At 30.7% G+C, this 26,936-nt stretch carries 25 protein-coding genes; 2 read left to right on the forward strand and 23 right to left on the reverse strand.

Annotated elements, in window-relative coordinates; all coding sequences use genetic code 11:
- Nucleotides 1-93 precede the first annotated feature (93 nt).
- From wecB to J418_RS0101955, 13 genes are all read right to left on the reverse strand, one after another.
- Nucleotides 94-1,254, reverse strand: a complete 1,161-nt coding sequence (gene wecB / locus J418_RS0101895) for a non-hydrolyzing UDP-N-acetylglucosamine 2-epimerase (protein ID WP_026093912.1) — start codon at nucleotides 1,252-1,254, stop codon at nucleotides 94-96.
- A 10-nt stretch (nucleotides 1,255-1,264) separates the two neighbouring features.
- Nucleotides 1,265-2,293 (reverse strand): MraY family glycosyltransferase, encoded by a 1,029-nt coding sequence (locus J418_RS0101900; protein WP_017751770.1) that lies wholly within the window; start codon nucleotides 2,291-2,293, stop codon nucleotides 1,265-1,267.
- 29 nt (nucleotides 2,294-2,322) lie between these two features.
- Nucleotides 2,323-2,736, reverse strand: coding sequence for a deoxycytidylate deaminase (locus tag J418_RS0101905; protein ID WP_017751769.1), 414 nt, complete (start codon nucleotides 2,734-2,736; stop codon nucleotides 2,323-2,325).
- A 131-nt stretch (nucleotides 2,737-2,867) separates the two neighbouring features.
- The gene (upp, locus tag J418_RS0101910; protein ID WP_017751768.1) at nucleotides 2,868-3,497 is read right to left on the reverse strand and encodes a uracil phosphoribosyltransferase; all 630 of its coding nucleotides are present in this window, start codon (nucleotides 3,495-3,497) and stop codon (nucleotides 2,868-2,870) included.
- A 31-nt stretch (nucleotides 3,498-3,528) separates the two neighbouring features.
- Nucleotides 3,529-3,978 carry a ribose 5-phosphate isomerase B gene (rpiB, locus tag J418_RS0101915; RefSeq protein ID WP_017751767.1) on the reverse strand — a complete coding sequence of 150 codons (450 nt, stop codon included), beginning with the start codon at nucleotides 3,976-3,978 and terminating at the stop codon, nucleotides 3,529-3,531.
- Between the two features lie 76 nt (nucleotides 3,979-4,054).
- Nucleotides 4,055-4,513, reverse strand: a complete 459-nt coding sequence (locus tag J418_RS0101920) for a low molecular weight protein arginine phosphatase (protein ID WP_017894691.1) — start codon at nucleotides 4,511-4,513, stop codon at nucleotides 4,055-4,057.
- Between the two features lie 31 nt (nucleotides 4,514-4,544).
- Nucleotides 4,545-5,597 (reverse strand): L-threonylcarbamoyladenylate synthase, encoded by a 1,053-nt coding sequence (locus J418_RS0101925; RefSeq protein WP_017751765.1) that lies wholly within the window; start codon nucleotides 5,595-5,597, stop codon nucleotides 4,545-4,547.
- A gap of 29 nt (nucleotides 5,598-5,626) precedes the next feature.
- Entirely contained in the window at nucleotides 5,627-6,349 is a 723-nt protein-coding gene (locus J418_RS0101930) for a ZIP family metal transporter (RefSeq protein WP_017751764.1), read from the reverse strand.
- Between the two features lie 65 nt (nucleotides 6,350-6,414).
- Nucleotides 6,415-7,032 carry a hypothetical protein gene (locus J418_RS0101935; protein WP_017751763.1) on the reverse strand — a complete coding sequence of 206 codons (618 nt, stop codon included), beginning with the start codon at nucleotides 7,030-7,032 and terminating at the stop codon, nucleotides 6,415-6,417.
- Between the two features lie 44 nt (nucleotides 7,033-7,076).
- Nucleotides 7,077-8,147 (reverse strand): peptide chain release factor 1, encoded by a 1,071-nt coding sequence (gene prfA / locus J418_RS0101940; protein WP_017894692.1) that lies wholly within the window; start codon nucleotides 8,145-8,147, stop codon nucleotides 7,077-7,079.
- A 90-nt stretch (nucleotides 8,148-8,237) separates the two neighbouring features.
- Nucleotides 8,238-9,095: a peptide chain release factor N(5)-glutamine methyltransferase gene (gene prmC / locus J418_RS0101945; RefSeq protein ID WP_026093911.1), complete on the reverse strand. Its 858-nt coding sequence runs from the start codon at nucleotides 9,093-9,095 to the stop codon at nucleotides 8,238-8,240.
- A 34-nt stretch (nucleotides 9,096-9,129) separates the two neighbouring features.
- On the reverse strand, nucleotides 9,130-10,047 hold the full coding sequence (locus J418_RS0101950; RefSeq protein WP_017894693.1) for a DUF1385 domain-containing protein: 918 nt from the start codon (nucleotides 10,045-10,047) through the stop codon (nucleotides 9,130-9,132).
- Nucleotides 10,047-10,649: a thymidine kinase gene (locus J418_RS0101955; protein WP_017751759.1), complete on the reverse strand. Its 603-nt coding sequence runs from the start codon at nucleotides 10,647-10,649 to the stop codon at nucleotides 10,047-10,049. Before J418_RS0101955 ends, J418_RS0101950 begins: the two co-directional genes overlap by 1 nt.
- A gap of 192 nt (nucleotides 10,650-10,841) precedes the next feature.
- Here J418_RS0101955 and rpmE point away from each other — a divergent pair, with 192 nt between their 5' ends.
- Nucleotides 10,842-11,054: a 50S ribosomal protein L31 gene (rpmE, locus tag J418_RS0101960; RefSeq protein ID WP_017751758.1), complete on the forward strand. Its 213-nt coding sequence runs from the start codon at nucleotides 10,842-10,844 to the stop codon at nucleotides 11,052-11,054.
- Nucleotides 11,055-11,119: 65 nt separating this feature from the next.
- Here rpmE and rho read toward each other — a convergent pair whose 3' ends face one another.
- The 5 genes from rho to ypeB form a co-directional block, all read right to left on the reverse strand.
- Nucleotides 11,120-12,598 (reverse strand): transcription termination factor Rho, encoded by a 1,479-nt coding sequence (gene rho, locus J418_RS0101965; RefSeq protein ID WP_017751757.1) that lies wholly within the window; start codon nucleotides 12,596-12,598, stop codon nucleotides 11,120-11,122.
- A 292-nt stretch (nucleotides 12,599-12,890) separates the two neighbouring features.
- Nucleotides 12,891-14,498, reverse strand: a complete 1,608-nt coding sequence (locus J418_RS0101970; protein ID WP_026093910.1) for a CTP synthase — start codon at nucleotides 14,496-14,498, stop codon at nucleotides 12,891-12,893.
- A gap of 256 nt (nucleotides 14,499-14,754) precedes the next feature.
- Entirely contained in the window at nucleotides 14,755-15,060 is a 306-nt protein-coding gene (locus J418_RS0101975; protein ID WP_017751755.1) for a hypothetical protein, read from the reverse strand.
- 123 nt (nucleotides 15,061-15,183) lie between these two features.
- Entirely contained in the window at nucleotides 15,184-15,603 is a 420-nt protein-coding gene (locus J418_RS0101980; RefSeq protein ID WP_017751754.1) for a YwiB family protein, read from the reverse strand.
- A gap of 72 nt (nucleotides 15,604-15,675) precedes the next feature.
- On the reverse strand, nucleotides 15,676-17,043 hold the full coding sequence (gene ypeB / locus J418_RS0101985) for a germination protein YpeB (RefSeq protein ID WP_026142611.1): 1,368 nt from the start codon (nucleotides 17,041-17,043) through the stop codon (nucleotides 15,676-15,678).
- Between the two features lie 313 nt (nucleotides 17,044-17,356).
- Between ypeB and J418_RS0101990 the strand changes: the two genes are divergently transcribed.
- Nucleotides 17,357-18,607 carry an MGDG synthase family glycosyltransferase gene (locus tag J418_RS0101990; RefSeq protein WP_017751752.1) on the forward strand — a complete coding sequence of 417 codons (1,251 nt, stop codon included), beginning with the start codon at nucleotides 17,357-17,359 and terminating at the stop codon, nucleotides 18,605-18,607.
- A 54-nt stretch (nucleotides 18,608-18,661) separates the two neighbouring features.
- Here the strand turns inward: J418_RS0101990 and spoIIR are convergent, their stop codons facing one another.
- From spoIIR to cphA, 5 genes are all read right to left on the reverse strand, one after another.
- Nucleotides 18,662-19,375, reverse strand: coding sequence for a stage II sporulation protein R (spoIIR, locus tag J418_RS0101995; protein ID WP_017894695.1), 714 nt, complete (start codon nucleotides 19,373-19,375; stop codon nucleotides 18,662-18,664).
- Between the two features lie 84 nt (nucleotides 19,376-19,459).
- Nucleotides 19,460-21,715 (reverse strand): Ger(x)C family spore germination protein, encoded by a 2,256-nt coding sequence (locus J418_RS0102000; RefSeq protein ID WP_017894696.1) that lies wholly within the window; start codon nucleotides 21,713-21,715, stop codon nucleotides 19,460-19,462.
- 20 nt (nucleotides 21,716-21,735) lie between these two features.
- Nucleotides 21,736-23,199, reverse strand: a complete 1,464-nt coding sequence (locus tag J418_RS0102005) for a spore germination protein (RefSeq protein ID WP_017894697.1) — start codon at nucleotides 23,197-23,199, stop codon at nucleotides 21,736-21,738.
- A 145-nt stretch (nucleotides 23,200-23,344) separates the two neighbouring features.
- The gene (ispE, locus tag J418_RS0102010) at nucleotides 23,345-24,187 is read right to left on the reverse strand and encodes a 4-(cytidine 5'-diphospho)-2-C-methyl-D-erythritol kinase (protein WP_017751748.1); all 843 of its coding nucleotides are present in this window, start codon (nucleotides 24,185-24,187) and stop codon (nucleotides 23,345-23,347) included.
- 107 nt (nucleotides 24,188-24,294) lie between these two features.
- On the reverse strand, nucleotides 24,295-26,925 hold the full coding sequence (cphA, locus tag J418_RS0102015) for a cyanophycin synthetase (RefSeq protein WP_017751747.1): 2,631 nt from the start codon (nucleotides 26,923-26,925) through the stop codon (nucleotides 24,295-24,297).
- Nucleotides 26,926-26,936: the final 11 nt, after the last annotated feature.

Here is a 26,936-nt window from a genome sequence, read left to right on the forward strand (position 1 = left end):
TCTAAAACAATAGCTAGGAGGTCTGACCACTCTAGCTATTCATCAATTTATAATTATATAATATACTATTTTCGCTGAATATTCAATAAAAAATTATAATTTTAAGTAATCAAATTCACTATATTTTCCCTTTTCTATATTAAAATAATCAAGTATAGCATCTACAATCCTAATTGAAGCTTTACCGTCACCATAAGGATTTATCGATTTACTCATTTTATCATATTCCTGTTGATTTCTTATAAGTTCATTTGCACTTTCAACTATAAATTCAGTGGATGTACCTACAAGCTTTACAGTACCTGCTTCCACAGCTTCAGGTCTTTCCGTTACATCTCTCAAAACAAGAACAGGTTTACCTAGGTGAGGAGCTTCTTCCTGCAATCCCCCTGAATCTGTCATAACCAAATGACATCTATTCATCAGATTATGAGTTTCATCTGTATCAAGAGGCGGAAGCAAATGTACTCTATCTAATCCGCCAAGTATTTTATACACTGTATCTTTGACAATAGGATTTAAGTGAACCAGATATATTAATTCCACATCTTTATTCTGTTCTACTATTTCCTTTAAAGCTTCACAAATGTTCTCTATACCCTGACCCCAATTTTCTCTTCTATGAGCTGTTATCATTATAACCTTGTTCCTGTTATAGTCTATTTTATTAAGCTCATTATTGTGAAATTCATAACTGTTACTTACTGTAAAGCCCATGGCATCTATGACAGTATTACCTGTTACAAATATTTGTTGCCTGTGTACTCCCTCCTTTAACAAATTATTCCTTGACTTTGGTGTAGGTGCAAAATGCAAATCAGCCATGGCACCTGTAAGTTTTCTATTCATTTCTTCTGGAAATGGGAAATACTTATTATAAGTTCTAAGGCCTGCCTCTACATGACCTACCTTTATTTTTTTATAAAAGGCAGCCAATGAACCAGCAAAAGTAGTTGTAGTATCTCCATGAACCAGTACTAGATCTGGTTTTTCATTTTCAAATATTTCATCTAGACCCTCAAGTACTCTAGTTGTTATACCTGTAAGACTTTGCTTTTTTTTCATTATATTTAAATCAAAATCAGGTTGTATTTCAAATAAATTCAAGACTTGATCCAACATTTGTCTATGTTGTGCAGTGACACAGACTTTATTGCTTATTTGAGATCTCTTATTTAATTCTTTTACAAGCGGTGCCATCTTTATAGCTTCTGGCCTTGTACCAAATATTGTAATAGTCTTTAACATCTCTATATTACCTCCATTACTCTCTATGCTTAAAAAATCCTACCTTCCAAGCTAGTATAATAAGTACTACCATAACTCCCAACAATAAAAAATAAGCTCTCTGTGGATTTACTTCCGCAGCAATTATAGAAAAGCTTCCAAGTATTGCACTTATTACATACATTATTAGAACTGCTTGTTTTTGATTTAAGCCCATATCTAAAAGTCTATGATGTAGATGACCTTTATCTGCCGACATAATAGGTTTTCCATTTATTTTTCTCCTTATTACAGCAAATAATGTATCATATATAGGTATACCAAATGCCAATATTGGTACTGCAATAGGAAATACTGCTGCTGATTTTATAGCTCCTTCTATAGATATGGCCGCAAGCATAAAGCCTAAAAGTTGAGCTCCTGTATCACCCATAAATATACTTGCAGGATTAAAATTATAAGGCAAAAATCCAAGTATAGACCCAGCAAATATAATAGTTACTATGGCTGCTTCATTTCTTCCATTTAAAATAGCTATTATAGAAAGTGTGACACTTGCTATCAGTGCTATTCCTGCAGCCAATCCATCCAAACCATCGATTAGATTCATTGCATTGGTTATTCCAACTACCCATATTATAGTAAGCGGTATAGAAAACATTCCTATATGTATATACTGATATATGTTACTAACAGGATTTGTTATAATAGTTATTCTTATACCAAAATATATAAGAATTAATGCTGCCAGTATCTGAAATAACAGCTTGCACCATGGTTTTATATCATATTTATCATCTATAAAACCTCCAATTACTATTACAGTAGCTCCAAATATCATACCTTTTTCAGGACTCGATAATTCTCCCCTGTTTAAAATTAACGTTATTATAAAGGAGAAATATATAGCTAAGCCTCCTAGAAGTGGAATTGGTTTGTTATGTACTCTTCTACTATCCTTAGGTATATCTATAACATCTAATTTTACTGCAATTTTCTTTACAAATGGTGTAAGTACCGCTGATATTAGTATTGAAATCACAGCAAGAGTATATATATTATTCATAAGTCAAACCTTTCTCATAAAATTACATTTTATTTTCTTACTATCTTTATCAATTCAATCTTAGGTGCATATTCAAACCAATTGATTTCAGGAATATATTCCTTACAAAATACTACTCTTTTTATACCACAGGTAATTATAAGTTTTTGACATTCAGGACATGGCATATGCGTAACATATAATGTAGCATCCTCCCTATCAATAGGAGGGACTTCTAAAAGACAATTTACTTCAGCATGAATCGTCCTTATACAATGCCCCTGTTTCATGAAACATCCTGCTTCATCACAATGAGCCAATCCTTTTGGACTTCCATTGTATCCTGTACCTTTTATCCTTCTATTTTTAACTAGGACTGCGCCTACATGGAGTCTTGGACATGTACTCCTTTCCGCAACTTGAAATGCAATATCCATAAAATAATTATCCCAATCTTTTCTCATAAAAAGTTATCTCCTAGCATAAATATGTTATATTATATTATAAACTATAAATTCATATTTTTAAAGAATTGCAGTTATCTTATAATAGAATTAAAGACCCTTGAATATGCAGTCAAGAGTCTCAATTTTAATTATTTAGTTCCGTAAAGTCTGTCACCTGCATCACCAAGTCCTGGTATTATATATCCATCCTGATTCAATTTATCATCTATAGCTGCTACATATACATCCACATCAGGATGTATGTCAGTAACCATCTTGATACCTTCTGGTGCTGAAATTAAACACATAAGTCTTATCTTTTTCGCACCTTTCTTCTTTAAAAGAGTTATTGCATCTGATGCTGAACCACCTGTAGCAAGCATTGGATCTGTCACAATTACATCTCTTTCTTCTATATCCTGAGGTAATTTGCAGAAATATTCTACAGGTTTTAAAGTTTTTTCATCTCTATAAAGCCCAATATGTCCTACTTTAGCTGCTGGAATAAGGCTTAACATTCCATCTACCATACCAAGCCCAGCTCTAAGTATTGGGACTATTGCTACCTTTTTACCAGAAAGCATTTTACAAGTAGTCTTGCATATAGGTGTTTCTATTTCTACTTCTTCTGTAGGAAGATCTCTCGTTACTTCATATGCCATAAGCATAGCTACTTCCTCTACAAGTTCTCTAAAATGCTTTGAACCTGTATTTTTATCCCTTATTAAAGCTAATTTATGTAATATAAGCGGATGTGCTATCTGTGTTACTTTGCTCATGTGTATTTCCTCCCTTTATTTATGACAAGTATCATTTACTATATTTATTTTCTATCATGGTAATCTTATCAATTCTTTTTTTATGTCTTCCTCCTTGAAATTCAGCATTTAAAAATGTATCTACTATATCCATTGCCAATCCTGAACCTACTACTCTCTGTCCAAGAGCCAATACATTGGCATCATTATGTTCTCTTGATGCATGAGCACTGAATGTATCACCACATAGAGCTGCCCTTATTCCTGGAATTTTATTTGCAGATATACTTATTCCTATACCTGTTCCACAAACCAATATACCAAATTCATAATTTTTAGAAGCTACCTGTTCTCCAACTCTTTCTGCAAAATCCGGATAATCACAGGAATCTTCTGAAAATGTTCCGAAATCCTTAAATTCTATATTTTTAGTCTTTAAATGTTCCATTATTTCCCTTTTTAAAGGAAATCCAGCATGGTCACTTCCTAAAGCAATCTTCATAAATATACCTCCAATAATTTATTAATAATCTAAAATAGCAGATGTACACAAGCCACAAAAAAAGAAGATAAAAACATTAAATAATGCCTGTATCTTCTTTCAGTTTTCTTAAAAGTAATAAAATACTAGCCTCTATCTGTTTATAAGTAAGTTCATATACATCTATGCTTCTTCCAAATGGGTCGGCTATATCACCCTTTAATGATGCAATTTCCCTTAATGTATATATTTTGTTTTTAAAATCTTGAAAACTGTCTGTAAGCATATCTTTTATGTACTGGGTCATAGTTAAAATCAAACTTGAATCATTTAACATGCTGTGAGTAATTTGAACTGCTTTTCTACTGCTTATATCAACATCAATATATCTTTTGACAACATCTACAGATTCAGGAGAAGTTATACTATTTGTAACTACAGATATACCTGCAGAACGTGAATATAAACCATCTATACTGCAAAGTTTATTAAATATGGCTTCTGCCATACAACTTCTGCACGTATTGCCTGTACATACAAATAAAATTTTTTTCATAGTACTCCCTCCTCATTAATAATAAAAGTCCTCAAACTTCTGTAATGTCAAAAGCAGCAGATTTTTGAAGTCTATTCATTACAGCTATTCCTATGCCCTGTTCTTCAAAAGCCTCCGAAATTACAATATCTATATTTTCATCATCAAAACTTCTCAATGTTTCAAAAAGATTTTTTGATATCTCCACCATATTCTTTCTACTTCCAAGAGATATTACAAAACCTTTTTTATAGTGTTCTTTAGTTTCATCTGTAGCCATTATACCTACTTTTTTGCCTTCATCTATATAATTTTGCACCATTTCACTGATTTTTGCAATAGTTTTTTTCAAATCTCCTTGAACTATTTTAACCTTGGCTTTTGGTGCATAATGTCTGTACTTCATTCCTGGAGCCTTGGGTTTTAAATCTCTACTTGGTTTTCTCATAACTGCAGGATCAATATATATATTCGGCTCAATTTTTCTGAGCATCTCAAGTGTTATTCTACCTGGCCTCAATACACAACTTGGCTCTACTGTACAATCTATAACTGTAGATTCCACTCCAAACTCAGACATACCTCCCCCTATAATCCAATCTACTTTTCCATTTAAATCCTCTATACATCTTTCCACATCCGTAGGACTGGGCCTTCCAGATATATTGGCAGAAGGTGCTGCAATAGGTACTCCTGCAGCTTTTATAAAATGATTTGCTATAATATTTGAAGGCATTCTTATTCCTATACTTGAAAGCCCTGCACTTGTAACATCTGGGATTAAATCTGTCTTCGGAAGTATTATTGTCATAGGCCCTGGCCAAAACTCATTCATAAATTTTTCAGCTGCCTCAGGTATAAATTTTACTAGCTTATAAATCTCTTTAATATCTGATATATGTACTATGAGAGGATTATCCTGAGGTCTTCCCTTTGCTCCAAAAATTTTTTTTACTGCATTTGCATCCAGTGCATTAGCTCCAAGTCCATATACAGTTTCTGTGGGAAATGCTACGAGTCCTCCTTCTCTTATAACATATCCAGCCTGTTTTAAAATTTTTTCGTCAATATTTTTTTCGTCTAACAGCTCAACTTTTGTATTCATTTCATTACCGTCCTTTTTTAATACTTACTCTACAGAAAGTATACAATCGCAAGTCCAAGAATTATTCCCACTATAGTTCCCAATGTACAAATTACTCCATCCCATAATTTAGAGGATTCTGGTATCATTTCACCACAGACTACATACAACATTATACCTGCTGCAAACGAGAGGCATACTCCAAGTACATTTTTAGATATTCCTGCAATAAAAGCTCCAAAAAATGCACCTATAGCTGTAGGAAATGCTGTAATAAAAGCATATAGAAGTATCTTTAACTTTTTTATTCTAGATGACATAAGGGGTGCGGATACTGCAAGGCCTTCCGGTATATCATGAATTGCAATTATAAGGCACATCTTTATTCCGAGACTATTGCCGGCTCCAAAAGCGCATCCCATTATTATTCCTTCAGGGAAATTATGAATCATAAGTCCAACAGCTGCCATAAAAGCTACTTTCAAATGCTTATTTGAATTTCCTATGTTAACCTTACTATCAATCAAGGCAATAATTAATGCACCTAATAAAATACAAATTATAGTACTTAAAAATCCCCAGGTACTAATTGCCTCCGGTATAAGTTCAAATACCACTACAGAAAGCATAAGTCCTGCGGCAAAGCCAACTATTGTTCCAATGAACCTGTTAGAAGGCTTTTTTACTACTATTCCCATAGATGCGCCAATCATCGTTCCCATAAGTGATATTATGCTGCCTATTATTACAATATCAGTAGTATCAATATTCAAAAAACCACCTATACTATTATTGTTTATGTTCTATATGTATTTAACATAGATGATTTATATGTGCATCATTTGTTTTTTATTTTATCAGAATTATCTCTATAGTATTTTATTTTATCTATAGCTTGTTCTGTAAAATGTGCATAAACACAACTTTTATATATATAATTTAAAAGAAGATATTTTTTTATACCTCCTCTTTTAATTACAGTATAATAAATATTCCATTCAGGATGTATCATTTTGAATTTGTCATATTCATAAGCTATATAAGAATATCTCTTTAAAAATTCCAATCTTACAGGAAGCATTTTGCTGCTTCTGAATTTTGAAGTAGCTAAAATTATAATTTTAAAATCTTCCAATGCATTACTTTGGGATGTATAGCTTTCTACATCTACAAGTATGATTTTATCGCAAATTATATTTATTTTATTTCTTTTTAAACCTAACATTATTACAAGTTTATATTTATTATACTCAAAACTCAAAAGTTCATTGCTGGTTCGTATTATAACAGCCAGAAATATAAGTATTTCTATAATCATCAGGTAGATCATATAAAATATAGTATATCTTTTAGAAAAATATAAAAACGTTGGAAGAGCAAAAAAGATAAAACTCATAGACAACATAAATATTCTATAAGACTTTTTTTGTTTTCTTACAGCTTTATCTATATTCATAAATATCCGTTAAAATAGATAACGGTTTTCAACTCCTCCCATATTTAGTTTCCCATAGATTCCATCTTTTTGGCCTGATCCGCTGTTATAAGTGCATCTATTACTTCATCAATATCTCCATCTAAAAATGAGTCTAATTTGTACAGAGTCAGACCTATCCTGTGATCTGTAACTCTACCTTGCGGAAAATTATATGTTCTTATTCTTTCACTTCTATCCCCAGTTCCTACCTGACTTCTCCTGTCCTCTGCAATACTATCATTTCTCTCTTTTTCCGCTATTTCAAAAAGCCTTGATTTTAATACCTTCATAGCTTTTTCTTTATTTTTAAGTTGAGATTTTTCGTCTTGACATGATACCACAAGTCCTGTAGGAAGATGTGTTATTCTTACTGCTGAATCCGTAGTATTTACACACTGTCCTCCATGTCCTGATGCTCTAAATACATCTATTCTTAAATCATTAGGACTTATTTCTATATCTACATCATCAACTTCAGGAAGTACTGCTACTGTTGCAGTAGAAGTGTGAATTCTACCACTGGATTCCGTATCTGGAACCCTTTGAACCCTATGGGTACCACTTTCATATTTCAATCTACTGTAGGCACCTTTACCTTTTACCATAAATACAATCTCTTTAAATCCTCCAATATCAGTGGCATTTAAACTTATAGTTTCTACATTCCATGATTTTCTTTCTGCATATCTGGTATACATTCTTGTAAGATTGGCTGCAAAAAGGGCTGCTTCCTCCCCTCCTGCTCCACCTCTTATTTCTACAAAAACATTTTTATCGTCATTTGGATCCTTTGGTAAAAGTAATAATCTCAATTCTTCCTGGGTTGCTTCAAGTTTTTCTGTAAGAGACTTTATTTCTTCTTGTTCCATTTCACGCATTTCTTTATCTGTTTCTTCTTTTAACATTGCTTTATTATCTTCTAAATCTTTATTTAACTTTTTATATTCTTTATATTTTTCAACTACAATTTCTAAGTCTGACTGTTCCTTACATAATTTTCGCCATTCCCTCTGATCTTTCATAACCACAGGATCAGCTATTTTAACGGACAACTCTTCAAATTTATTTTCTATAAAATCAAGTCTTTCCAACATTATCTTTATCACTCCGTATAAATATTTTCACAATTTATAATTATAGCATATAATTTTTATATGTATCAATTTTGAATATGCGAATTGTGTCTAAAATCTTCCATATACTACCCTATCCCTTCCTGCCAAATCTTTATTGCACCCTATATCCGTAAATCCATTTTCCCTAAGTATACTTTCTACTTCAGCTCTTTGATCATATCCTATTTCGAACATTAAAATTCCGCCTTTATTTAGAAGTTCTAAACTCTGGGTAACTATTTTTTTGTAAAACTTAAGGCCATCTTTTCCTCCACAAAGCGCTTCATAGGGCTCATAATCTTTTACATCATTCATCAATGTATCTATATCACTTTCCTTTATATAAGGAGGATTTGATACTATAATATCAAATTTTTCATCATCAACTATAAATCCCTGTAAAAGGTCACTTCTAAGTACCTGAACTCTATTTTCAAGAGAATATTTTTTAATATTCTTGCGTGTAATCTCACAGGCCAAAGGAAATTTGTCACAACACCTTACACGTACATTATCTACCAATTTAGCTATAGATATTCCTATAATTCCACTTCCGCAACATACATCACACACATGTTCAAAATTATTTTCCTTTATCTTGTTTATTGCTTCTTCTACAAGTGTTTCAGTGTCAGGTCTTGGAATTAGAACCCCTCTTTCTACATTGAAACTCAATCCCATAAACTCGCATTCACCTAATATATATTTTACAGGCATTCTTTTTTCTCGCAAATTTAATAACTTATAGTACTCTTCTATTTTATCTTTATCTACTTCATAGTCCCTATTTATAAGCAAGAATAATTTATCTTTATTTAAAACTTTTCCAAGTAAAAGTTGAGTATCTAATTTATAGCTATCTATATCCCTTAATTTTTCATAACCATAAGTTAGAAGTTCTCCAACTTTAGTTTTTAACATTTCCATTTTCCTTCTCCATTTCAAGGTAATTATAAATTTTTTATTTATTATCTTCTTCCATTCCTTCTGCATACTTTAATGCAGTTATAGCCACTTCAAGTTGTTCACAATCAGGTTCTTGAGTAGTAAGCTTTTGGAGCATTAGTCCTGGATATGCCAACACCTTTGAAACTATATTATTACTCGTTCCCATCCATTTTATCAATTCATAGGTTATTCCAGAAACTACTGGCAATAATGCTATTCTATACAGTATTCTCTGCCATATGTTGTGCCACCCAGTTAGTGAGAATAATATTATACTTACTATCATAACCAGAAACAAAAAATTAGTTCCGCATCTTGGATGAAGTCTTCCAAATTTTTTAGCATTTTCAGGTGTTAGATCACATTTATTTTCATAACAAAATATAGTCTTATGCTCTGCACCATGATATTGAAACAATCTTTTTATATCTGGCATTCTTCCTATAAGATATATATATATTAAAAATATTATAACTCTTATTACACCCTCTAGTATATTTAATCCTATACTAGTATTAATGCCTGTTTTCTTAAATATATTTGCTAAAAAGGTTGGAAATATAAAAAATATCATAATAGCAACCCCTAAAGAAATACAAAGAGTAATCCCTAAAATTACATCATCACTTTTATCTTTAAAAATCTTTTTAATCCAATTGTCAAATTTACTTGGTTCTTCATCTTCTGCAAAAAATGTTGCGGAATAGTTAAGAGTATTTATACCAACAATAAGAGATTCTATTAATGCAATAAATCCTCTTATAACAGGTAATGCAAAAAATTTATTTCTCTTATTATATGGTATGCAATCAGTCCTATCAACTGCAATATCTCCATCTGATTTTCTAACAGCAGTGGCTATTCCACTTGTTCCACGCATCATAACTCCTTCTATAACTGCCTGTCCACCAACCGATGTTGATTTTGGCATTACATCACCTCATTTTGAATTTTATCTCTATATTTAAAATAACATTTTCCACATAGAGATTCATATTCTACATTATCCTCCTTGTCTATAGCTACTTGTTTACCTGCAAATACGAATTTTCCATTTACTTTTCTTCCATTGAATATGGCTTTTTTACCACAATTGCATATAGTCTTCAATTCTTCTATACTATGCGCTAGAAGCAGCAGTCTCTCACTCCCTTCAAAGCCCCGCATTTGAAAATCCGTTCTAATTCCATAACATATCACAGGTATATCATCTATTACCGCTATTTTTAATAATTCATCTATATGTGTTCTTTTTAAAAACTGCACTTCGTCTACAAGTATACAATCCATACTGCCATTTTTATCTGTCCATTCTTTTACCATACATCTGATACTTTCATCTTTCCCAATTAGTATATCTACATTACGTGAAAAACCTAATCTTGACACAATTTTATCTCCACCTTTTGTATCTGTCCTAGGTTTCATTAAAACAACTTTCATTCCTCTTTCTTCATAATTATATGCAACTTGAAGCAAATTTGTGGATTTTCCACAATTCATAGCACCATATCTAAAATATAATTTACTCATGTACAACTCTTCCTTTTTTAAGCTTTTATACTAGTCAAATATATTTTATCAAACATAAATACTTTATTAAAGCATTTATTTATAACTTTTACATATTGTAAATTTTTTATTTATTGACTTATATTTATAGACATGATATGATATTTTAGTTAATATAATAAACGTGGTTAAATTTTGAAAGAGGTGAACAATATGAAAAAAGGCATACATCCAGAATACTATCATGATGCGGTAGTCAAGTGTGCATGTGGAAACACTTTCACAACTGGTTCAACTAAAAAAGAATTGAAAGTGGAAATATGCTCTAAATGCCATCCATTCTACACTGGTAAGCAGAAGGCTATCGATGCAGGTGGAAGAGTTGATAAGTTCTTAAAGAAATTCAACTTAAAAAATGAACAGTAGAACATATATAATTTAAACTTAGGCTATTAAAACCTGTCCCAATATTTATTAGGGCAGGTTTTTTATTACTTACTTTTATCCAGTCGGCGTGCATTCGTATCCACTTTACTTACAAATCCCATGAATTCCTTGTTGTCTTTAGTTTTTGTAAGTATATTTATAAGCTGTTCTGTAATACTTTGATTACTATTTTCGTCATACATAATTCTTCTTATATTAAACGCTGCATCTTTTTCTTCTTGAGTTTCAAATAATAGGTCATCTCTTCTCGTACCTGACTTATAAACATCTATAGCAGGGAATATTCGTCTCTCTTGAAGCTTTCTATCTAAATGGACCTCCATATTTCCAGTTCCCTTGAATTCTTCAAATATCATATCATCCATTCTACTTCCTGTTTCAATCAAAGCTGTTGCCAATATAGTAAGGCTTCCACCTTCTTCTATATTTCTTGCAGCGCCAAAAAATTTTTTAGGCATTATAAGTGCTCCTGGATCCAATCCTCCTGAAAGAGTCCTTCCTGTTGGGTTGATTGTCAGATTATAAGCCCTTGAAAGTCTTGTAATACTATCTAAAAGTATTACTACATTTTGTCCCTGTTCCACCATTCTCTTTGCTCTCTCAAGTACCATATAGGCAACTTTCGTATGATGTTCAGGTTCTTCATCAAATGTAGAATATATTACTTCTCCACGAATTGATCTTTGCATATCTGTAACTTCTTCTGGCCTTTCATCTATAAGTACAACTATTAATTTTATTTCTGAATGATTTATTGATATACTTTGGGCTATTTTCTTTAGAAGTGTAGTTTTTCCCGCCTTAGGAGGTGCTACTATAATTCCTCTCTGTCCCTTTCCTATAGGTGATATTATGTCCATAAGTCTTGTTGACAAATCTGAACTTCCTGTTTCCAATCTTATTCTTTGATTAGGATATATTGGGGTGAGAGTTTCAAATGGTTTTCTACCAACTGCTCTTTCTGGATTCTCTCCATTTACTTCTTGAACATATAGAAGGGCCTTAAATTTTTCTCCCTCTTTTGGAATTCTAACTTTTCCAACTACTTCATCACCTGTTTTTAAATTAAATCTTCTTATTTGTGATGGAGACACATATATATCATTAGGACCGGTTAGATAATTTTTACCTCTTAAAAATCCATAATTATTATTTTCTATAATTTCAAGTACTCCTCTTGCACTATCTGACTCATTTATCATTTCCTTGAGTTTTTCCTTTTTCTCTTCTCCACTGTCCTTGGAGTCTTCAGCTTTTCCATCATTTACATGTTTTAATCTACTCGCTGGAAGAGAGTGAGTTGATTCCTCTTTTTTCTCTTTATGATTATGTACTATTTCATTTTTAGGGCTTATTTTTTCTCTAAGTATGAGTCCATCTCTTTTTATATAAGCTGGAGACACTTTTTTTATTTGTTCAATTAACTCTGCCTTTTTATATTTATATATATTGCCTATTCCTAAGTTCTTTGCAAACTCCCTAAGTTCTGCTAACTTCATATTATCTACATCTTTATTAACCAAAAAGTAACACCTCTCATTATTTAACTTTGTACATAATGCTTGGGGAAAATCAAAAGAGATATAAAACAAGTAAAGAAAATTTCATATGGGTGGGTAATAATTATATTTTATATTATAACCTTTTACAATATTTTAATCCACATAGTTATAAATATTAACCTATTTTTATAATATTATTATTAATTGCAATAATCAATACTATTTAAATAAAAGCTATTGGAAATATTCAAAATAGTAGTACATTAACTAGTCAATCTAGCCAAATGTACTACTGAAATAACTGCATTTATGTCTAATTATTAGAATTATTTAAAGCTGCACTAATAAAGTCTTTGAATAATGGATGTGGCCTATTAGGTCTTGATTTCAATTCAGGATGGAACTGTACTGCTACAAACCATGGATGGTTTTTCAACTCTACAATTTCCACTAACCTTTCATCTGGACTTAATCCAGAAAATATAAGGCCTGCATCTGAGCATTGTTTTCTATATTCATTATTGAATTCATATCTATGTCTGTGCCTTTCATTTATAACTTCCTGTTCATATGCTTTATATGCATTACTGTCTTTTGAAAGTTTACATGGATAAGATCCCAATCTCATAGTTCCACCTTTTTCATCCATATCTTTCTGATCAGGCATTAGATCTATTACAGGATATTTAGTATCAGGATCTATTTCAGAACTGTGAGCCCCTTGATATCCCAATATGTTTCTGGAAAATTCTATTACAGCACACTGCATGCCAAGACATATTCCGAAGAAAGGAATCTTATGTTCCCTGGCCCATCTTACAGATTCTATTTTTCCCTCAATCCCTCTATCTCCAAATCCACCTGGAACTAAAATTCCATCTAAATCTTTAAGATACTCGGAAGAATTATCTTTTGTTACATTCTCAGAATTTATCCATTTAATATCTACGTGAGAATTATTTGCATATCCGCCATGATTCAATGCTTCAACTACAGATATATAAGCATCATGCAATTCTACATACTTACCTACAAGTCCTATAGTTACTCTATTAGATAAATTTTTTATTCTATCCACCATATGTACCCATTCATCATTATCTGCATTACCAGACTTTAATCCTAATTTTTTACATACTAAATCATCCAATCCCTGGTCATGAAGCATTAATGGAACTTCATATAAATTGCCAGCATCTAGATTAGGTATAACTGAATCCTTACCTACATCACAAAATAAAGCTATTTTCTTCTTAAGATCATCAGATACTTCCTTTTCAGATCTACAAACTATTATATCAGGCTGTATGCCTATACCCCTTAGCTCTTTTACTGAATGTTGTGTAGGTTTTGTCTTAAGTTCTCCGGATTTACGCAGATAAGGTATCAGTGTAACATGAATAAAACATACATTTTCTGCACCTATATCATATTTTATTTGTCTTATTGCTTCCAAAAATGGGAGTGATTCTATATCTCCTATAGTTCCACCAATTTCTGTTATAACCACGTCTTCATTCTTTTCCTTAGCTACTCTATAAACTCTAGACTTTATTTCATTTGTTATATGTGGAATTACCTGAACTGTACTACCTAAATATTCGCCTTTTCTCTCTTTGGATATTACAGACCAATATATCTTACCTGTAGTAACATTATTGTTTTTACTCAAACTCTCATCTACAAATCTTTCATAATGTCCTAAATCCAAATCCGTTTCTGCTCCATCATCTGTAACAAATACTTCCCCATGCTGATAAGGGCTCATAGTTCCAGGATCCACATTTATATATGGATCAAATTTCTGAATTGAAACTTTAAGTCCTCTATTTTTTAAAAGCCTGCCTAGAGAAGCTGCAGTTATTCCTTTACCAAGTGAAGATACTACTCCCCCAGTTACAAATATATATTTTGTGCTCATAGTTTCCTGCTTTGCAGCAGTACTCACCCCCTGCTTTCCATTTTTATTAAAATTTTGGCAAAATAATTATTGACAGAATATTTTTTTAGTATTATAATAAAAATTACTCAAATAATATAATGTTAATTAACTACTTTTTTTAACATACCTAATATAATAGCATATTAATCTAATATATGCTAGAGTTTTTTGTTTTTTAATTTGTGTTTATACCTCAGTGGATTTTAAATTCACTGAGGTTATATTTTATTATAAATTATTTTGCTCTATCTAGTAAATCTTCAGCTTCAAAATACATATTTCTTATTTTTCTATTAAGCAATAACTTTTTTTGTGCCTGATTTATATTATTCTCTAATTTAATTTTGTTTATAGAAGGAATATCTTTTTTCAGCATATCTAAATCAAAACATCCATATTTTTTTATTAGTAGAAAAAATAAATGTTTACAATCATTATCCTTTAGCACATTAAACAACTGTTCTTTGCTTAAGCCTTTATACTCACATAATATATCAATTATAGCTGAATATGTTTGGGTTTTATCATTAAAATACCTCATAATAATTTTCCTCACTAAATTTAACTATTTCAACTTTCTTGTTTATTATCACAAAACTAGTTGATTTATCTTTATATTGTCCATCTAAAATAATTTTAAACATAAATAAACATAAAAGATATTTTAATTATCATGAGCCTTTATATTAATTTTTAACTTTGTATTCTGATAACTCTGACCGGATATACTTAAATTATAGTCTATAAGTATATTCCCTCCACCTTCATTTACATCAATTTCAAGTTTATTAGTTTGTATTCTCAATTCCATAGCACCATACGGTGTGTCATATACAGTTAAATTATTCTTGTTTTTGCCAAAATCCATATTGGCATTTGTAGTTCCTATTCTCATAAGTGAAAAACTATCATCGTTCATCTTAAAAGTAGTCTCAGTACCTTCCATTCCAGATATTTCTGTTTCGTTGTACTTAGCATAATAAAAATTATCTTTCTTATAAAAATCTCCCGGAGTTACAACTTCTATAATATCTTCTTCACCTTCTCTGGTACTTGATACTGATATAACTGCATTTTTCTTCATGTATATTCCTCCCATGAATCATATTGTCATAAATATAGATTCATTATATCAAAACAACCAAGTTATTGAAAGTTACATTGTCAATTGTCCATTAGGAGTGTTTATTATTTGAAGAATTCTTTCTTCATATCCTGTATCCGCATTTATATATACTTTAAAACTGTCTCCGTTACATACTCCAGAAAATTCATAACATAGAACCTCTTTATTCTCTTCTGTAGGAATAATAGTCAACCTCTGGCCTGTTATATCTAGTCTTTTCCCAACTCTTTGTTTAGCTCTATTTAAACTTACTTTAGGAGAACTTATTTTCCTTTTTTCATCATGTGATACTAAGTATTTTACTGATTCAGCCCCAACTACTTCTCCATTATCCAATGCTACTTTTAATTTTATTTGATCTGGGTATATTATTACATTGCCCTGTTTATATACATAGCTTATAACTGCTTCATTTCCATATCTCAATGTATATGTAGGCAGCATATTTTTATATCCTAAACCATTTAAATATTTTGTTCCTATATCTATAGCCTTTTTCATACTTATTGAAGAATTGTTTATAACCCTGTCATTTATAAGATATACTACTTTACCACCATTTTTGCTTATCTCACACGATATGTTTTGATTTCTATTATTATTTTTTACAGTTGATGTAAACCTATATATTTTTATGTTTGAATTTTCTGTCAGGCTTTCAGTTTTTAAATCTTTAAACTTCTTATCATCTATAACTTTTCTTGCAATCTTTTCAGCTTGATTTTTGGAAACCTCTTTTTGTGAAGTTATTCTAGGTTTTATAGAAACAGTATTATCTGAAAAAGGGCCATCATATATCAAAGCAGGATACTGAGTTATCTGCTTTTGTATATTTTGAAATTGAGATACCGCAGAGTTGCCATCATTTTTAGCCAATACTCCCGTAACTTTCTTTCTTATTTCTCCCCATCTTACTTGACCTTGATTTATATTATTTGAAATATTGCTTAACTGCATTTCTAAATCGGTTGATTGTTTCTTTAACCTATCTATATCAGCATAATCCTTATTGCCAAGGCTTCCTCCCTTGCTGGATATATTCCCCAATGTATAGCAAAAATCGCCCACTTGATTTAGAAATTTACTTGTATTTGATATGGCAGGCTGAGAAACAGGGAGGGAATGGAGTTTATCACTAGCTATGGCTGAATGTCGAAATATTTCTTCAAACACGACTATTCCTTGTTCTCTGGAACCTATAACCTCTGCCTTCGCCAGGTTAACCCTTATATTTCTAACTGAGTCTATAAGCTCATACATATTTTTCCCATACTCACCTTGAAGATAATTTCTGTAATCATTTCTTTCCAAAGTCATAAGAATAGCAAAAGTACTTGAAAAGACTACAATTAATGTAACTATGGCAGTATATATTATCCTTTTTTTAGATGTTTTCATTAAACTTATGTCACGCAATTTGTGTGTGCTATGACTGCGCAACTCTTCCCTCCTTATTTACAATTTTAATTTTATAGATATTATCTGTATTATTTTAAATAATATACATGAACTGCCATATATAAATCACATATATAAATTACTTTTCTGCTATAATATAATATAGTATTATATATTAATTTTTTCTTAATTGTTTATAAAATCAGTTTATTATTGTTTTTATATTTTATATAATATTAGTAATATTAGGAAATAAGTGAATTTAGAATTCTATTGATAATAGCCATATATACTTAATCAGAAGGTGATTAAAATGAAAGTCCTAATTTTCTCGGTATCCGCTGGAGGTGGCCATGTCCGCGCAGCTGATGCCCTAAAAGATTATATTGAACTAAAAGATTCAGATTCAGAAATAAGGATAATAGACACATTAAAATATATAAATCCATTAATAGATAAAGTAGTTATTGGAAGCTATTTAAACACATTAAAAGTTACTCCCTTTTTATATGGGAAATTATATTCTTATTCAGAAAAAAATGATCCCATTGCCATAACTTTAGCTTCAAAGATAATGGAAGTTTTAACTTCTAAACTAATTCCATTAATAGAGGATTTTAAAGCTGATATACTTGTATCGACTCATTCTTTTACTACAGAAATGCTATCCATATTAAAATTCAAATACAAACTTAATATACCCTGTATGTCTATAATAACGGATTTCTATCCTCATAGTACATGGCTTCATCCTTATATAGACGCCTATGTAGTATCAAATGATGATATGATTGAAAAAATGGTATCGGAAGGAATTAAAAGGGATTCTATATACAACCTTGGTATACCAGTTAATCCAAATTTTAGAAAAGAGTACTCCAGGCAAGAAACATTAAAAGAACTGAATTTCTCAAGTTTCAAATTTACAATACTTATTATGGGTGGAAGTCTTGGAATGGGTAAAATCACTAATATATATGAACAATTGAGTAAAATACCCGAAAATATTCAAATAATTATAATAACGGGCAAAAACAAAAAACTTTATACAGAGCTCTCAAAATTAAAGAAATCTTCTTTAAAAGACACCTGTATAATAGGCTTTACCAATTATGTCAACAAATATATGCAGTGCAGTGACCTTTTACTAACCAAACCAGGTGGGCTTACAATTACAGAAGCCTTGATATCTCACGTTCCCTTAGGTATATTTTCACCAATACCTGGACAAGAAGAAAAAAATGCACAATTTCTTTTCAAACACGAACTTGCTGTTAATTTAACCAATATATCAAAATGTGGAGAAAACATAGTAAAACTTTTAAAATGTAAAAACAGGCTTAAGAAAATACAACATAACTGTATTAATTTTTCAAAATCATATTCAGGCAATCACATAGTTGATTTAATAGATTCACTTATAAATAACAACAAACTTAAACTTGAACCAGTTTCTAACATGATAGAAAACAAACCCTATGAAAAGGACGATATAAAAACTATACTCAAATCAGCTGGTGAACATCTGTTAAAGACAGCTAATAAATTATTTGAAGACAATTAGCTTTTTAGAAACTTGGGGCATTAACCCTGAGTTATTAAAAAGTTATTAGAAAATTTAAAATCCTAATCCTTTTACAATGTCTAATATCTTAAATCTAACCTCTATGTTATTATCTTTAACATTATTATCATTATTTTTTTTATTATTATTTAAATTTTCAATACCATTATCCACTGAATTATATTCTTTTTGATTCAATACAGTTTTCATTTCCTTTTCTGTCTTTTTATACGATGCCTGACCTCTGGATATATCTACAAAACATAGAGGAGGAAACATTACACACCACCAATTTCTTCCTTTACCTTGTCCAATTATTATTCTGTAAGCTTCATACTTTCCCTGAGGCAAGGTTATATTTCCATATGTTTTTATAGGAAAATTAAACTGTGAAAGTGTACTCGTAACTCCATAGCTATATCCCCGTTCTCTTATAACTTTTCTAGCTATGCTCAAAATATTATTATTATTTTCTTTTAAAATTTGTCTTGATTCAGCTATACTTTTAGAATTTGATAATTTAGGTGAAATATATTTTAATACTTCATCCCTTACTTTTAGTTTTAGGGCTTGATCACTTTGTGTATCACTATTAGCTATAACATGAAATCTTATAATTTTTGATGCTATACTCTGCTGAACATTATTTGATTGACTATTTGAACCATATTTGAATAAATTGTCGTTATAATCACTAGATTGGACAGTAAAATTCAAAGTAAATATAACCAAAATACATAATATCATTAATCCAAAAAATTTTTTCATAACTTTCTACTTCCCTTCAGATTTAATTTTCATTTATACTAGAAAGTATTGACAGATATTTTGGTTATATTCACTTAAGTTAAATTATTTTACTACTCCAATTCTTCTTATTTGAGTGTCTATATTAACATTTATAGTTGAATCTTTATATTCAGTATCCCAGTTATCCTTGACTCTATTCCATATACCTGGGTGATATTCTTCTAAATATTTTCCAAGTCCTATCGGATCTATTACTAACTCTTGCTGTATTTTTTTTAATGCTTCTTCACACTCTATCTTTATAGATTTATTAAAATTGTCTTGAATGAACTTTAGTGTATTTACTGAAAACAGATTCTTATCCAAATAATAATTTTTTATTTGAGCTTCCATCCTTAAGTGTATATTAAATTGCAATTTTCCTTTAACTTCACCTACACTTATTTTTCTATTGGTATTGTTAATATCTATATCAACAGGATGATTATCTAGATATATCATCCTCTTACTTCCCTTTAATTTACCTTTTAAAAATTCTATATTTGCAGTTTCTGTAGGATTTAGAATTCCTTTAGCTTTAAAATTTTTAATAGCTAAAGATCCCAATACTTTTACATCTTTATTATTTTCATCCATTCCTATTTTAGGTAGAAGACTATTACCATTTTCATTCATTTGAACTAAAAAATCATTTAAACTAACAGGAATTATTTCTGTATTGCTAGAATCGTTATTTATTAATCCTATAATATAACTTTCCATATTTTTTTCCATATTGGTTTTTAGTTTTATATACCTCTCTGCTTTGCCTTGAACTACAACTATATACATATTTCGGTTTAATGACGGCTCTCTTTGTAGATAATCCAAAATTTCTTTTAATACATATGGGTGTTCCATAATACCATCACTAAATACCAACAAGCTCGTGTGACTAAATCTTATAGATCTGCTGCTTTTAAGTCTTGCTTTACTAACTGCATCTTGAAAAGAGTATCCATCTGCATCTATATATTTATCCTCTGCCTGTGCACCTTTATCCGGCCCTAATTGAGATAAATCCGGTGAACCAAATGTAAGATGAATTTTTTTCAAATCTATGGAAGTTAGTGGGTCTTCAGGTTTTACATTCTTTAGATACTTCTGTTTATCTATGTCCTCTCCTGTATCCACTCCAATTATTGAAACCAACTGCTTATTCTCAATTTCCACCTTATCCCAGCATCCCGTAAGTAGAACACATATGAGAATTAATGGCATAACCTTTTTTATAATTGATTTTTTTTTTAACTTTCTGAAAAGAAGTATAATCATTGGAAGTATAACAACATTAAATATAAATAATGGAGGTATAAATTTATTCCCCATATCATACAAAGTGGCTATATTCTTTGGATAAAGAGCTATAATATAGACTATGACTCCTAAAACTATAGATGGAATAGTAATACTTTTTAACTTAAACATATCCTTTACTATATCCGAAGATAGATAATATAGATTAGAAAACGTGGTAAAATAAAACATAACCCACATTGCCATAGCTACACCTTCCCATCTTTCTATAAATGCCCCCTGGATATTTATAGATTTCATCATAGTCATAGTTGGCCAGAGTAATATATTGGTCTGGTGTTTTGAAAATACGGACAAGGATAGTATCACAATTACAGCATAAAATACTGTTATAAATACTATACTTTTACTAGTTGTCTTAATTAAAGAAAATCTAGATTTTATAAAAGGAATCATTAAATATATTATCTCTATTCCTGAAAAACTATATATACAAGTTTTAAACGCTTCTGCATACTTAATAGGGTTATTGTTGAATACGGGTAATATATTACTGAAGTCAACATTATTCAATGTAAAAATCATCATGATTATAACTGGTACAAACATTATCCAAAAGGATATTTCATTAAATTTTACTAAACTCCCCAAACCTCCAGTTATTAAATACATTCCTGTAAGTATAGTTACAATAAATATAAATTCAGTGGGGGTCTTTTCTAAAAGATACATTTTTACTACTTCAGTAAATATTCTCATACCAAAAGATATTGAAATTATATTATATGCTATAAAAATTAAAGCTAAAATCCCCCCAAATATTTTTCCAAAATTATTATTTAATATAATGTATAATTTATTATACCCATTTCTCTTTACCGCCAAATATGCTATATACAGTAAAAGATACGCTATAAGTCCTGCAAAAATGGTTACAATCCATCCGTCTGTACCTACAATAGAGGATATTTCTTGTGGATATGAAAATATTCCTACTCCTATAACAGTTACAATAATAGTACTAAATAATCCAAAACTAGTAATAAACTTTTTATATTTCATATTCAATATCACCTCTATTCTTATTTCTGCCTTACTTTATCCTGAGTTTTCATATATTTGGGTCTTTTTTTAAACAAATTAATTGGAAATCTCAAATACATATCTTTAAAATCTGCCATATTCTCATTTACCATAGGTGAAAGATAAGGAATACCAAAACTTTTCAATCTAACAAGATGTATTAAAGTCAATATAAGGCCTATCATCATTCCATAAAGTCCAGCTATAGCTGATAAAATTATAAGGACAAATCTTATTATTCTAAATGCAGTAGTCATTTCATAATTTGGAGTAGTAAAACTTGTTATTGCAGTTACTGAAACTATAATAATCATAATAGGACTTACAATTCCTGCTTGAACTGCGGCTTGCCCTATAATAAGTCCACCTACAATTCCAGTAGTAGCTCCTATGGCCTTTGGTAATCTAGCTATGGCTTCCAATAGCAGTGCAAAACTAACCTCCATTATTATAGCTTCCATAAAAGCTGGAAATGGTACCCCTTCCCTTGATGCTGAAATAAAATAAGCAAGCTTAGTAGGTATTATTCCAGTATGAAATGATGTTATTGATACATAAAGCCCTGGCATTACAAGTGCTAGAATTATAGATAGAAATCTTATTATTCTTATACTTGAACTATATATCCATCTTTGATAATAATCATCTGGGGATTGAAATAAGTTAGCCATTACCGTTGGTATTATAATGGCAGAAGGTGAATTATCTACAAGTATTGCAATTCTTCCTTCATAAACTGCAGAGGCTACTACATCTGGTCTTTCTGTGCTTTGAATTTGTGGAAAAACAGACCACTTATTATCTTCTATAAGCTGCTCTATATATCCACTATCCAATACTGCATCTATCTTAATTTTATCTAATCTCTCCCTTAAATTTTCCAATGCATCTTTATTTACTATATCATCTATATATATAATGGCCATATCAGTTTTTGATCTTATTCCTACTGGACTTGAAACTATTTTTAGCCTAGTGTCTCTAATTCTTCTTCTTATAAGAGCAGTATTAAATCTAATTGTTTCCGTGAACCCATCCCTTGATCCTCTTATTACAGTTTCGGAAGATGGTTCTGATACTCCTCTCGCAGGCCAATATCTGGTAGCTATTACATAAAATTTATTCAGTCCATTTACAAACATCAATGTATCTCCAGACATAAGTAAATTTACGCCTTTTTCCATATCATCTAATGTGCTAACATCTGATACTGTAATTAATCTATCTTTTATTTCACTCCTATCTTCTATGTAATTGGAAGCTGCCATAGTCATAATTCCTCTCATAAGATCATTAAGAAGATCCTTGTTAACCATCCCATCTATATGAACCAATGCAGTCTTTATATCACCTATATAGAACTCTCTAAATATAACATCTGAGTTATTACTAAATAATTTTTTTAAATAAGTGACATTTTCATCTATTTCAGGAGATACATAATTCTCTATTATTTCTTGCAAGTCCATCACTTCCTATAAAATAAGATTATCCCTTAAAATAGGATTTGCTTTTTTAAACCTGTTTATTCGTTTTATTGCAATATAATTGCATAAAAAAAGGACTATAAAAATATCATTTGAATATTTTTATAGTTCTTATTACAAACTAAATAGTTCTCGTTATAAATACTTCATTGTATTTGGATTTTATCTTGTCATAACAAAGCTGGGCTTTTAACATATCATCGAAAAAAGCAAATATAGCAGATCCGCTCCCACTCATAAGTGAGCCTATAGCTCCAAGATTATAAGCTTCTTTTTTTATCTGCCTCAGTATATAATGCTTCTTTAAAGTTACATTTTCCAAGACATTTTTCATGTTTTCACATAGTTTAATAATATTATTTTCTTGTATAGCATTTAATAGAACCTTAATATCAGGATGTTTGTTTATTTTATTTATATCTAAATTACTGTATGTATCTTTTGAGGACACTCCAAATGGCGGTTTAATAATTAATAATATGTGATCCTTAAATGAATTAACAGGAGTAACCTTTTCTCCTATTCCCTCGCAAAGTGCAGTTCCACCTTCAATGCAATAGACTACATCTGTGCCTATCCTTAAAGCTATCTTTTTTAATTCTTCATTACTGACCTTTGGCCTGTACTTATCTCTCATAGCTCTAAGTACTGCAGCAGCATCCGAGCTTCCTCCGGCAAGGCCTGCTGAAACTGGTATGTACTTCCTCACATCTATCTGGACTCCACATTTTATGCCATATTTATCTATAAATAATTGTGCAGCCCTATAGGCTAAATTCCTATTGTCAGATGGTATATATGGTTTATTGCAATATAACTTTATTCCCTTTTCTATCTCATTTATCGTTATAATATCATATAATTCTATAGTCTGCATTATTGTTTTCAAGAGATGGTATCCATCTTTTCTTTTACCTATTACATCCAAAGACAGATTTATTTTAGCATAAGCTTTAACTAACATATTCCCCTCCAAGTTTTAGCTTTATTCCAGTAAAACTAATTTTATTCTTATATTTTACTACAAATAAAACTAAAACTCTAGATTTAACTCTACATTGATTTTTATCATTAAACTGTTATCTGTGAATTTTGTGGCTTTTTTGAACTTTCCTCTCTTATCTTCCTATTTACCAAATCCTGGAGCGGCTTTAATTTCTCAAAGAATATTACTATTATATCTCCATTTTTTTGATTGTCTATAGCATCTTCAAGTGCAGATTTTTCATCTAATATGGTTCTTAATTCCTTTACATCAAAACCAGTTTGCAACACTCCTCGTTTTAAAATAGAAGCTATATCTCCTAAATTTCTACCTCTTCTATCTTTATCTTCCTTGATATATATACGATCAAAACTTTTACCTGAAATCCTACCAATTTCTTCTACGCTGCTATCAGATCTATCCCCGGGTACTCCTATTATTCCAACTAATCTTTTATGATTCAATTTTTTAATTCCATTTATTACAGCTTTATAACCTTCTATATTATGGCCATAATCCAAAATGATTTTTGACCCGTTTAGCTTATATATATTAAATCTTCCTGGATTAAGAAGTGAATTCCCATAAAAATTTTTCAGTGCATCTCTTATATACATATAATTAATATTCAGCGCTACAGCAGCTGCACAAGCCGCCATCGCATTTTCAACATTATACATTAATTTTCCATCAAGGGATATTTTTATATCTGAAACTTTAATTATCGGTATAGTATTATTGTCTTCTTCAAGATATATGACTTTATTATCTACATAAATACCATATCCACCTTTTTTTATATTGTTTCTCAGTATTGTATTATATTTATCTTTAGAAAACATTATCATCCTGCTTTTAATTCTGTTTATTATGCTTATACTTACCAAATCATCTGCATTCAACACTGCATATCCATTATCCTTTACAGCTTCTCCTACAAGTGACTTGACATATGCAAGATCATCCATTGTCTCTATTCCGTCTATTCCCAGATGATCTTCTGTTATATTTGTTATTATTCCCACATCAGCTCTGTCATAGGCAAGACCCTTCTTTATTATTCCTCCCCTGGCAGTTTCAAGAACCGCTGCTTCCACCTCAGAATTGTTTAATATAGCTTTAGCACTATAATATCCTGTAGTATCTCCTGTATATATACATTTATTATTTACATAAATACCTCCTGTTGTCGTCATCCCTACGCTATATCCTGCAGTATGCAGGATATGAGCTATAAGTCTAGTAGTTGTTGTTTTTCCATTAGTTCCCGTAACAGATATGATTGGTATACTACTAGATGAATTCTTAAATAATTCATCTAATATTGCCTTGGATACGTTTCTAGCCCTTCCCTTGCTTGGATATTGATGCATTCTTATACCTGGTGCAGCATTAATTTCAAGTATAGCCCCATTTTCAAATGCAGATTTACTTATATCACTGCAGCATAGATCTATTCCACAAATATCTAGCCCTATCGCCTTGGCAGCTCTTTCACAAATATCTACATTTTCACGGCATATCATATCAGTACAATCTTCCGCTTTTCCTCCTGTAGATAAATTTGCGTTTTCTCTTAATACTAATTTTTTATTTTTTTCAAGTATGCTATCTAGAGTATAATTTTCTTTTTTTATATGTGTTCTGAGTTTTTCATCAACCTTTATTTTAGTAAGTGGTTTTTCATGTCCATATCCTCTCATAGTATCACTGTTAATTTCATCTATAAGTTGTTTTACCGTACTTACTCCATTTCCAATAACATAAGGTGATATTCTATGAGATACTGCTTCAACTTTCCCATCTACCACGCATACTCTATAATCCTTGCCTGATATATTCTTCTCTACGATTATGTCGTTAAAATCCCCAGCCAACAGTTTATAAGCTTTTATAAGCTGCTCTTGATTTTTCAAATTTGGGAAAACCCCTCTTCCCTGATTGCCTCTTCTCGGTTTTAAGACTACAGGATAGCCAATCTCCTCAGCTTTCTCCTTTAAATCATCTATATCTTTTACCATTTCTCCTTCTGGAACTGGAAGACATTGATTCCTCAATATTTCCTTTGTAAGAAGCTTATCACATGCCAGATCCACAGCTATGGCCTTCGTATCTGAAGATATAGTCGCTTCTATGGTTTTACTGTATTTCCCATAGCCCAATTGAAATACACTTGTATCTCCTATTCTAGTTACAGGTATTCCCCTATTTTTAGCTTCATCAATTATGGATGCGGTGCTAGGACCTATTTTTTCATTTCTTAAAGTATCTCTCAGCAGATTAAATGCCTTGTTGAAGTCATATCTTTCATTATTTACTAAGGCATTGACAAAATCCACAGCTGTCTTACCCACTTGAACTGCCGTATTCTTAAGGGCATACTGATATATTATATAATATTTATCTCCGCTTATTTCCCGTGACTTTCCATAAGCTATGTCAATGCCCAGCATATTTTGAATTGCAATTATTATATGTTCACATACATGCGCAAGATAAGTTCCTTCATAAAGTCTTTTTCTAAATCCATTATCTTCATCTATTCCACATCTGTGTTCATTTAATTCCGGTATAGTTTTTAGTAAATTTTCATTAAAGTTTTTTATATCTTTAGTTGGGATTTCACTATATCCTTCTAAGTCCACATACATTTTAATGCATGTTTTATGAGAATATATATTTCTTCCCTCAAAAACTCTAATCTTATCTATTTTCATCTTAATTAAAT

It is taken from the genome of Clostridium tyrobutyricum DSM 2637 = ATCC 25755 = JCM 11008 (genome assembly GCF_000359585.1).
GTDB lineage: Bacteria > Bacillota > Clostridia > Clostridiales > Clostridiaceae > Clostridium_B > Clostridium_B tyrobutyricum.

What these genes read in the sequence shown, in the direction of transcription:
- J418_RS0101900 (WP_017751770.1), bottom strand. Translation starts at nt 2,293, where the DNA reads ATGAATAATATATATACTCTTGCTGTGATTTCAATACTAATATCAGCG.
- J418_RS0101905 (WP_017751769.1), bottom strand. Translation starts at nt 2,736, where the DNA reads ATGAGAAAAGATTGGGATAATTATTTTATGGATATTGCATTTCAAGTT.
- upp (WP_017751768.1), bottom strand. Translation starts at nt 3,497, where the DNA reads ATGAGCAAAGTAACACAGATAGCACATCCGCTTATATTACATAAATTA.
- rpiB (WP_017751767.1), bottom strand. Translation starts at nt 3,978, where the DNA reads ATGAAGATTGCTTTAGGAAGTGACCATGCTGGATTTCCTTTAAAAAGG.
- J418_RS0101920 (WP_017894691.1), bottom strand. Translation starts at nt 4,513, where the DNA reads ATGAAAAAAATTTTATTTGTATGTACAGGCAATACGTGCAGAAGTTGT.
- J418_RS0101925 (WP_017751765.1), bottom strand. Translation starts at nt 5,597, where the DNA reads ATGAATACAAAAGTTGAGCTGTTAGACGAAAAAAATATTGACGAAAAA.
- J418_RS0101935 (WP_017751763.1), bottom strand. Translation starts at nt 7,032, where the DNA reads ATGAATATAGATAAAGCTGTAAGAAAACAAAAAAAGTCTTATAGAATA.
- prfA (WP_017894692.1), bottom strand. Translation starts at nt 8,147, where the DNA reads ATGTTGGAAAGACTTGATTTTATAGAAAATAAATTTGAAGAGTTGTCC.
- prmC (WP_026093911.1), bottom strand. Translation starts at nt 9,095, where the DNA reads ATGGAAATGTTAAAAACTAAAGTTGGAGAACTTCTAACTTATGGTTAT.
- J418_RS0101950 (WP_017894693.1), bottom strand. Translation starts at nt 10,047, where the DNA reads ATGCCAAAATCAACATCGGTTGGTGGACAGGCAGTTATAGAAGGAGTT.
- J418_RS0101955 (WP_017751759.1), bottom strand. Translation starts at nt 10,649, where the DNA reads ATGAGTAAATTATATTTTAGATATGGTGCTATGAATTGTGGAAAATCC.
- rpmE (WP_017751758.1), top strand. Translation starts at nt 10,842, where the DNA reads ATGAAAAAAGGCATACATCCAGAATACTATCATGATGCGGTAGTCAAG.
- J418_RS0101970 (WP_026093910.1), bottom strand. Translation starts at nt 14,498, where the DNA reads ATGAGCACAAAATATATATTTGTAACTGGGGGAGTAGTATCTTCACTT.
- J418_RS0101975 (WP_017751755.1), bottom strand. Translation starts at nt 15,060, where the DNA reads ATGAGGTATTTTAATGATAAAACCCAAACATATTCAGCTATAATTGAT.
- J418_RS0101980 (WP_017751754.1), bottom strand. Translation starts at nt 15,603, where the DNA reads ATGAAGAAAAATGCAGTTATATCAGTATCAAGTACCAGAGAAGGTGAA.
- ypeB (WP_026142611.1), bottom strand. Translation starts at nt 17,043, where the DNA reads ATGAAAACATCTAAAAAAAGGATAATATATACTGCCATAGTTACATTA.
- J418_RS0101990 (WP_017751752.1), top strand. Translation starts at nt 17,357, where the DNA reads ATGAAAGTCCTAATTTTCTCGGTATCCGCTGGAGGTGGCCATGTCCGC.
- spoIIR (WP_017894695.1), bottom strand. Translation starts at nt 19,375, where the DNA reads ATGAAAAAATTTTTTGGATTAATGATATTATGTATTTTGGTTATATTT.
- J418_RS0102000 (WP_017894696.1), bottom strand. Translation starts at nt 21,715, where the DNA reads ATGAAATATAAAAAGTTTATTACTAGTTTTGGATTATTTAGTACTATT.
- ispE (WP_017751748.1), bottom strand. Translation starts at nt 24,187, where the DNA reads ATGTTAGTTAAAGCTTATGCTAAAATAAATCTGTCTTTGGATGTAATA.
- cphA (WP_017751747.1), bottom strand. Translation starts at nt 26,925, where the DNA reads ATGAAAATAGATAAGATTAGAGTTTTTGAGGGAAGAAATATATATTCT.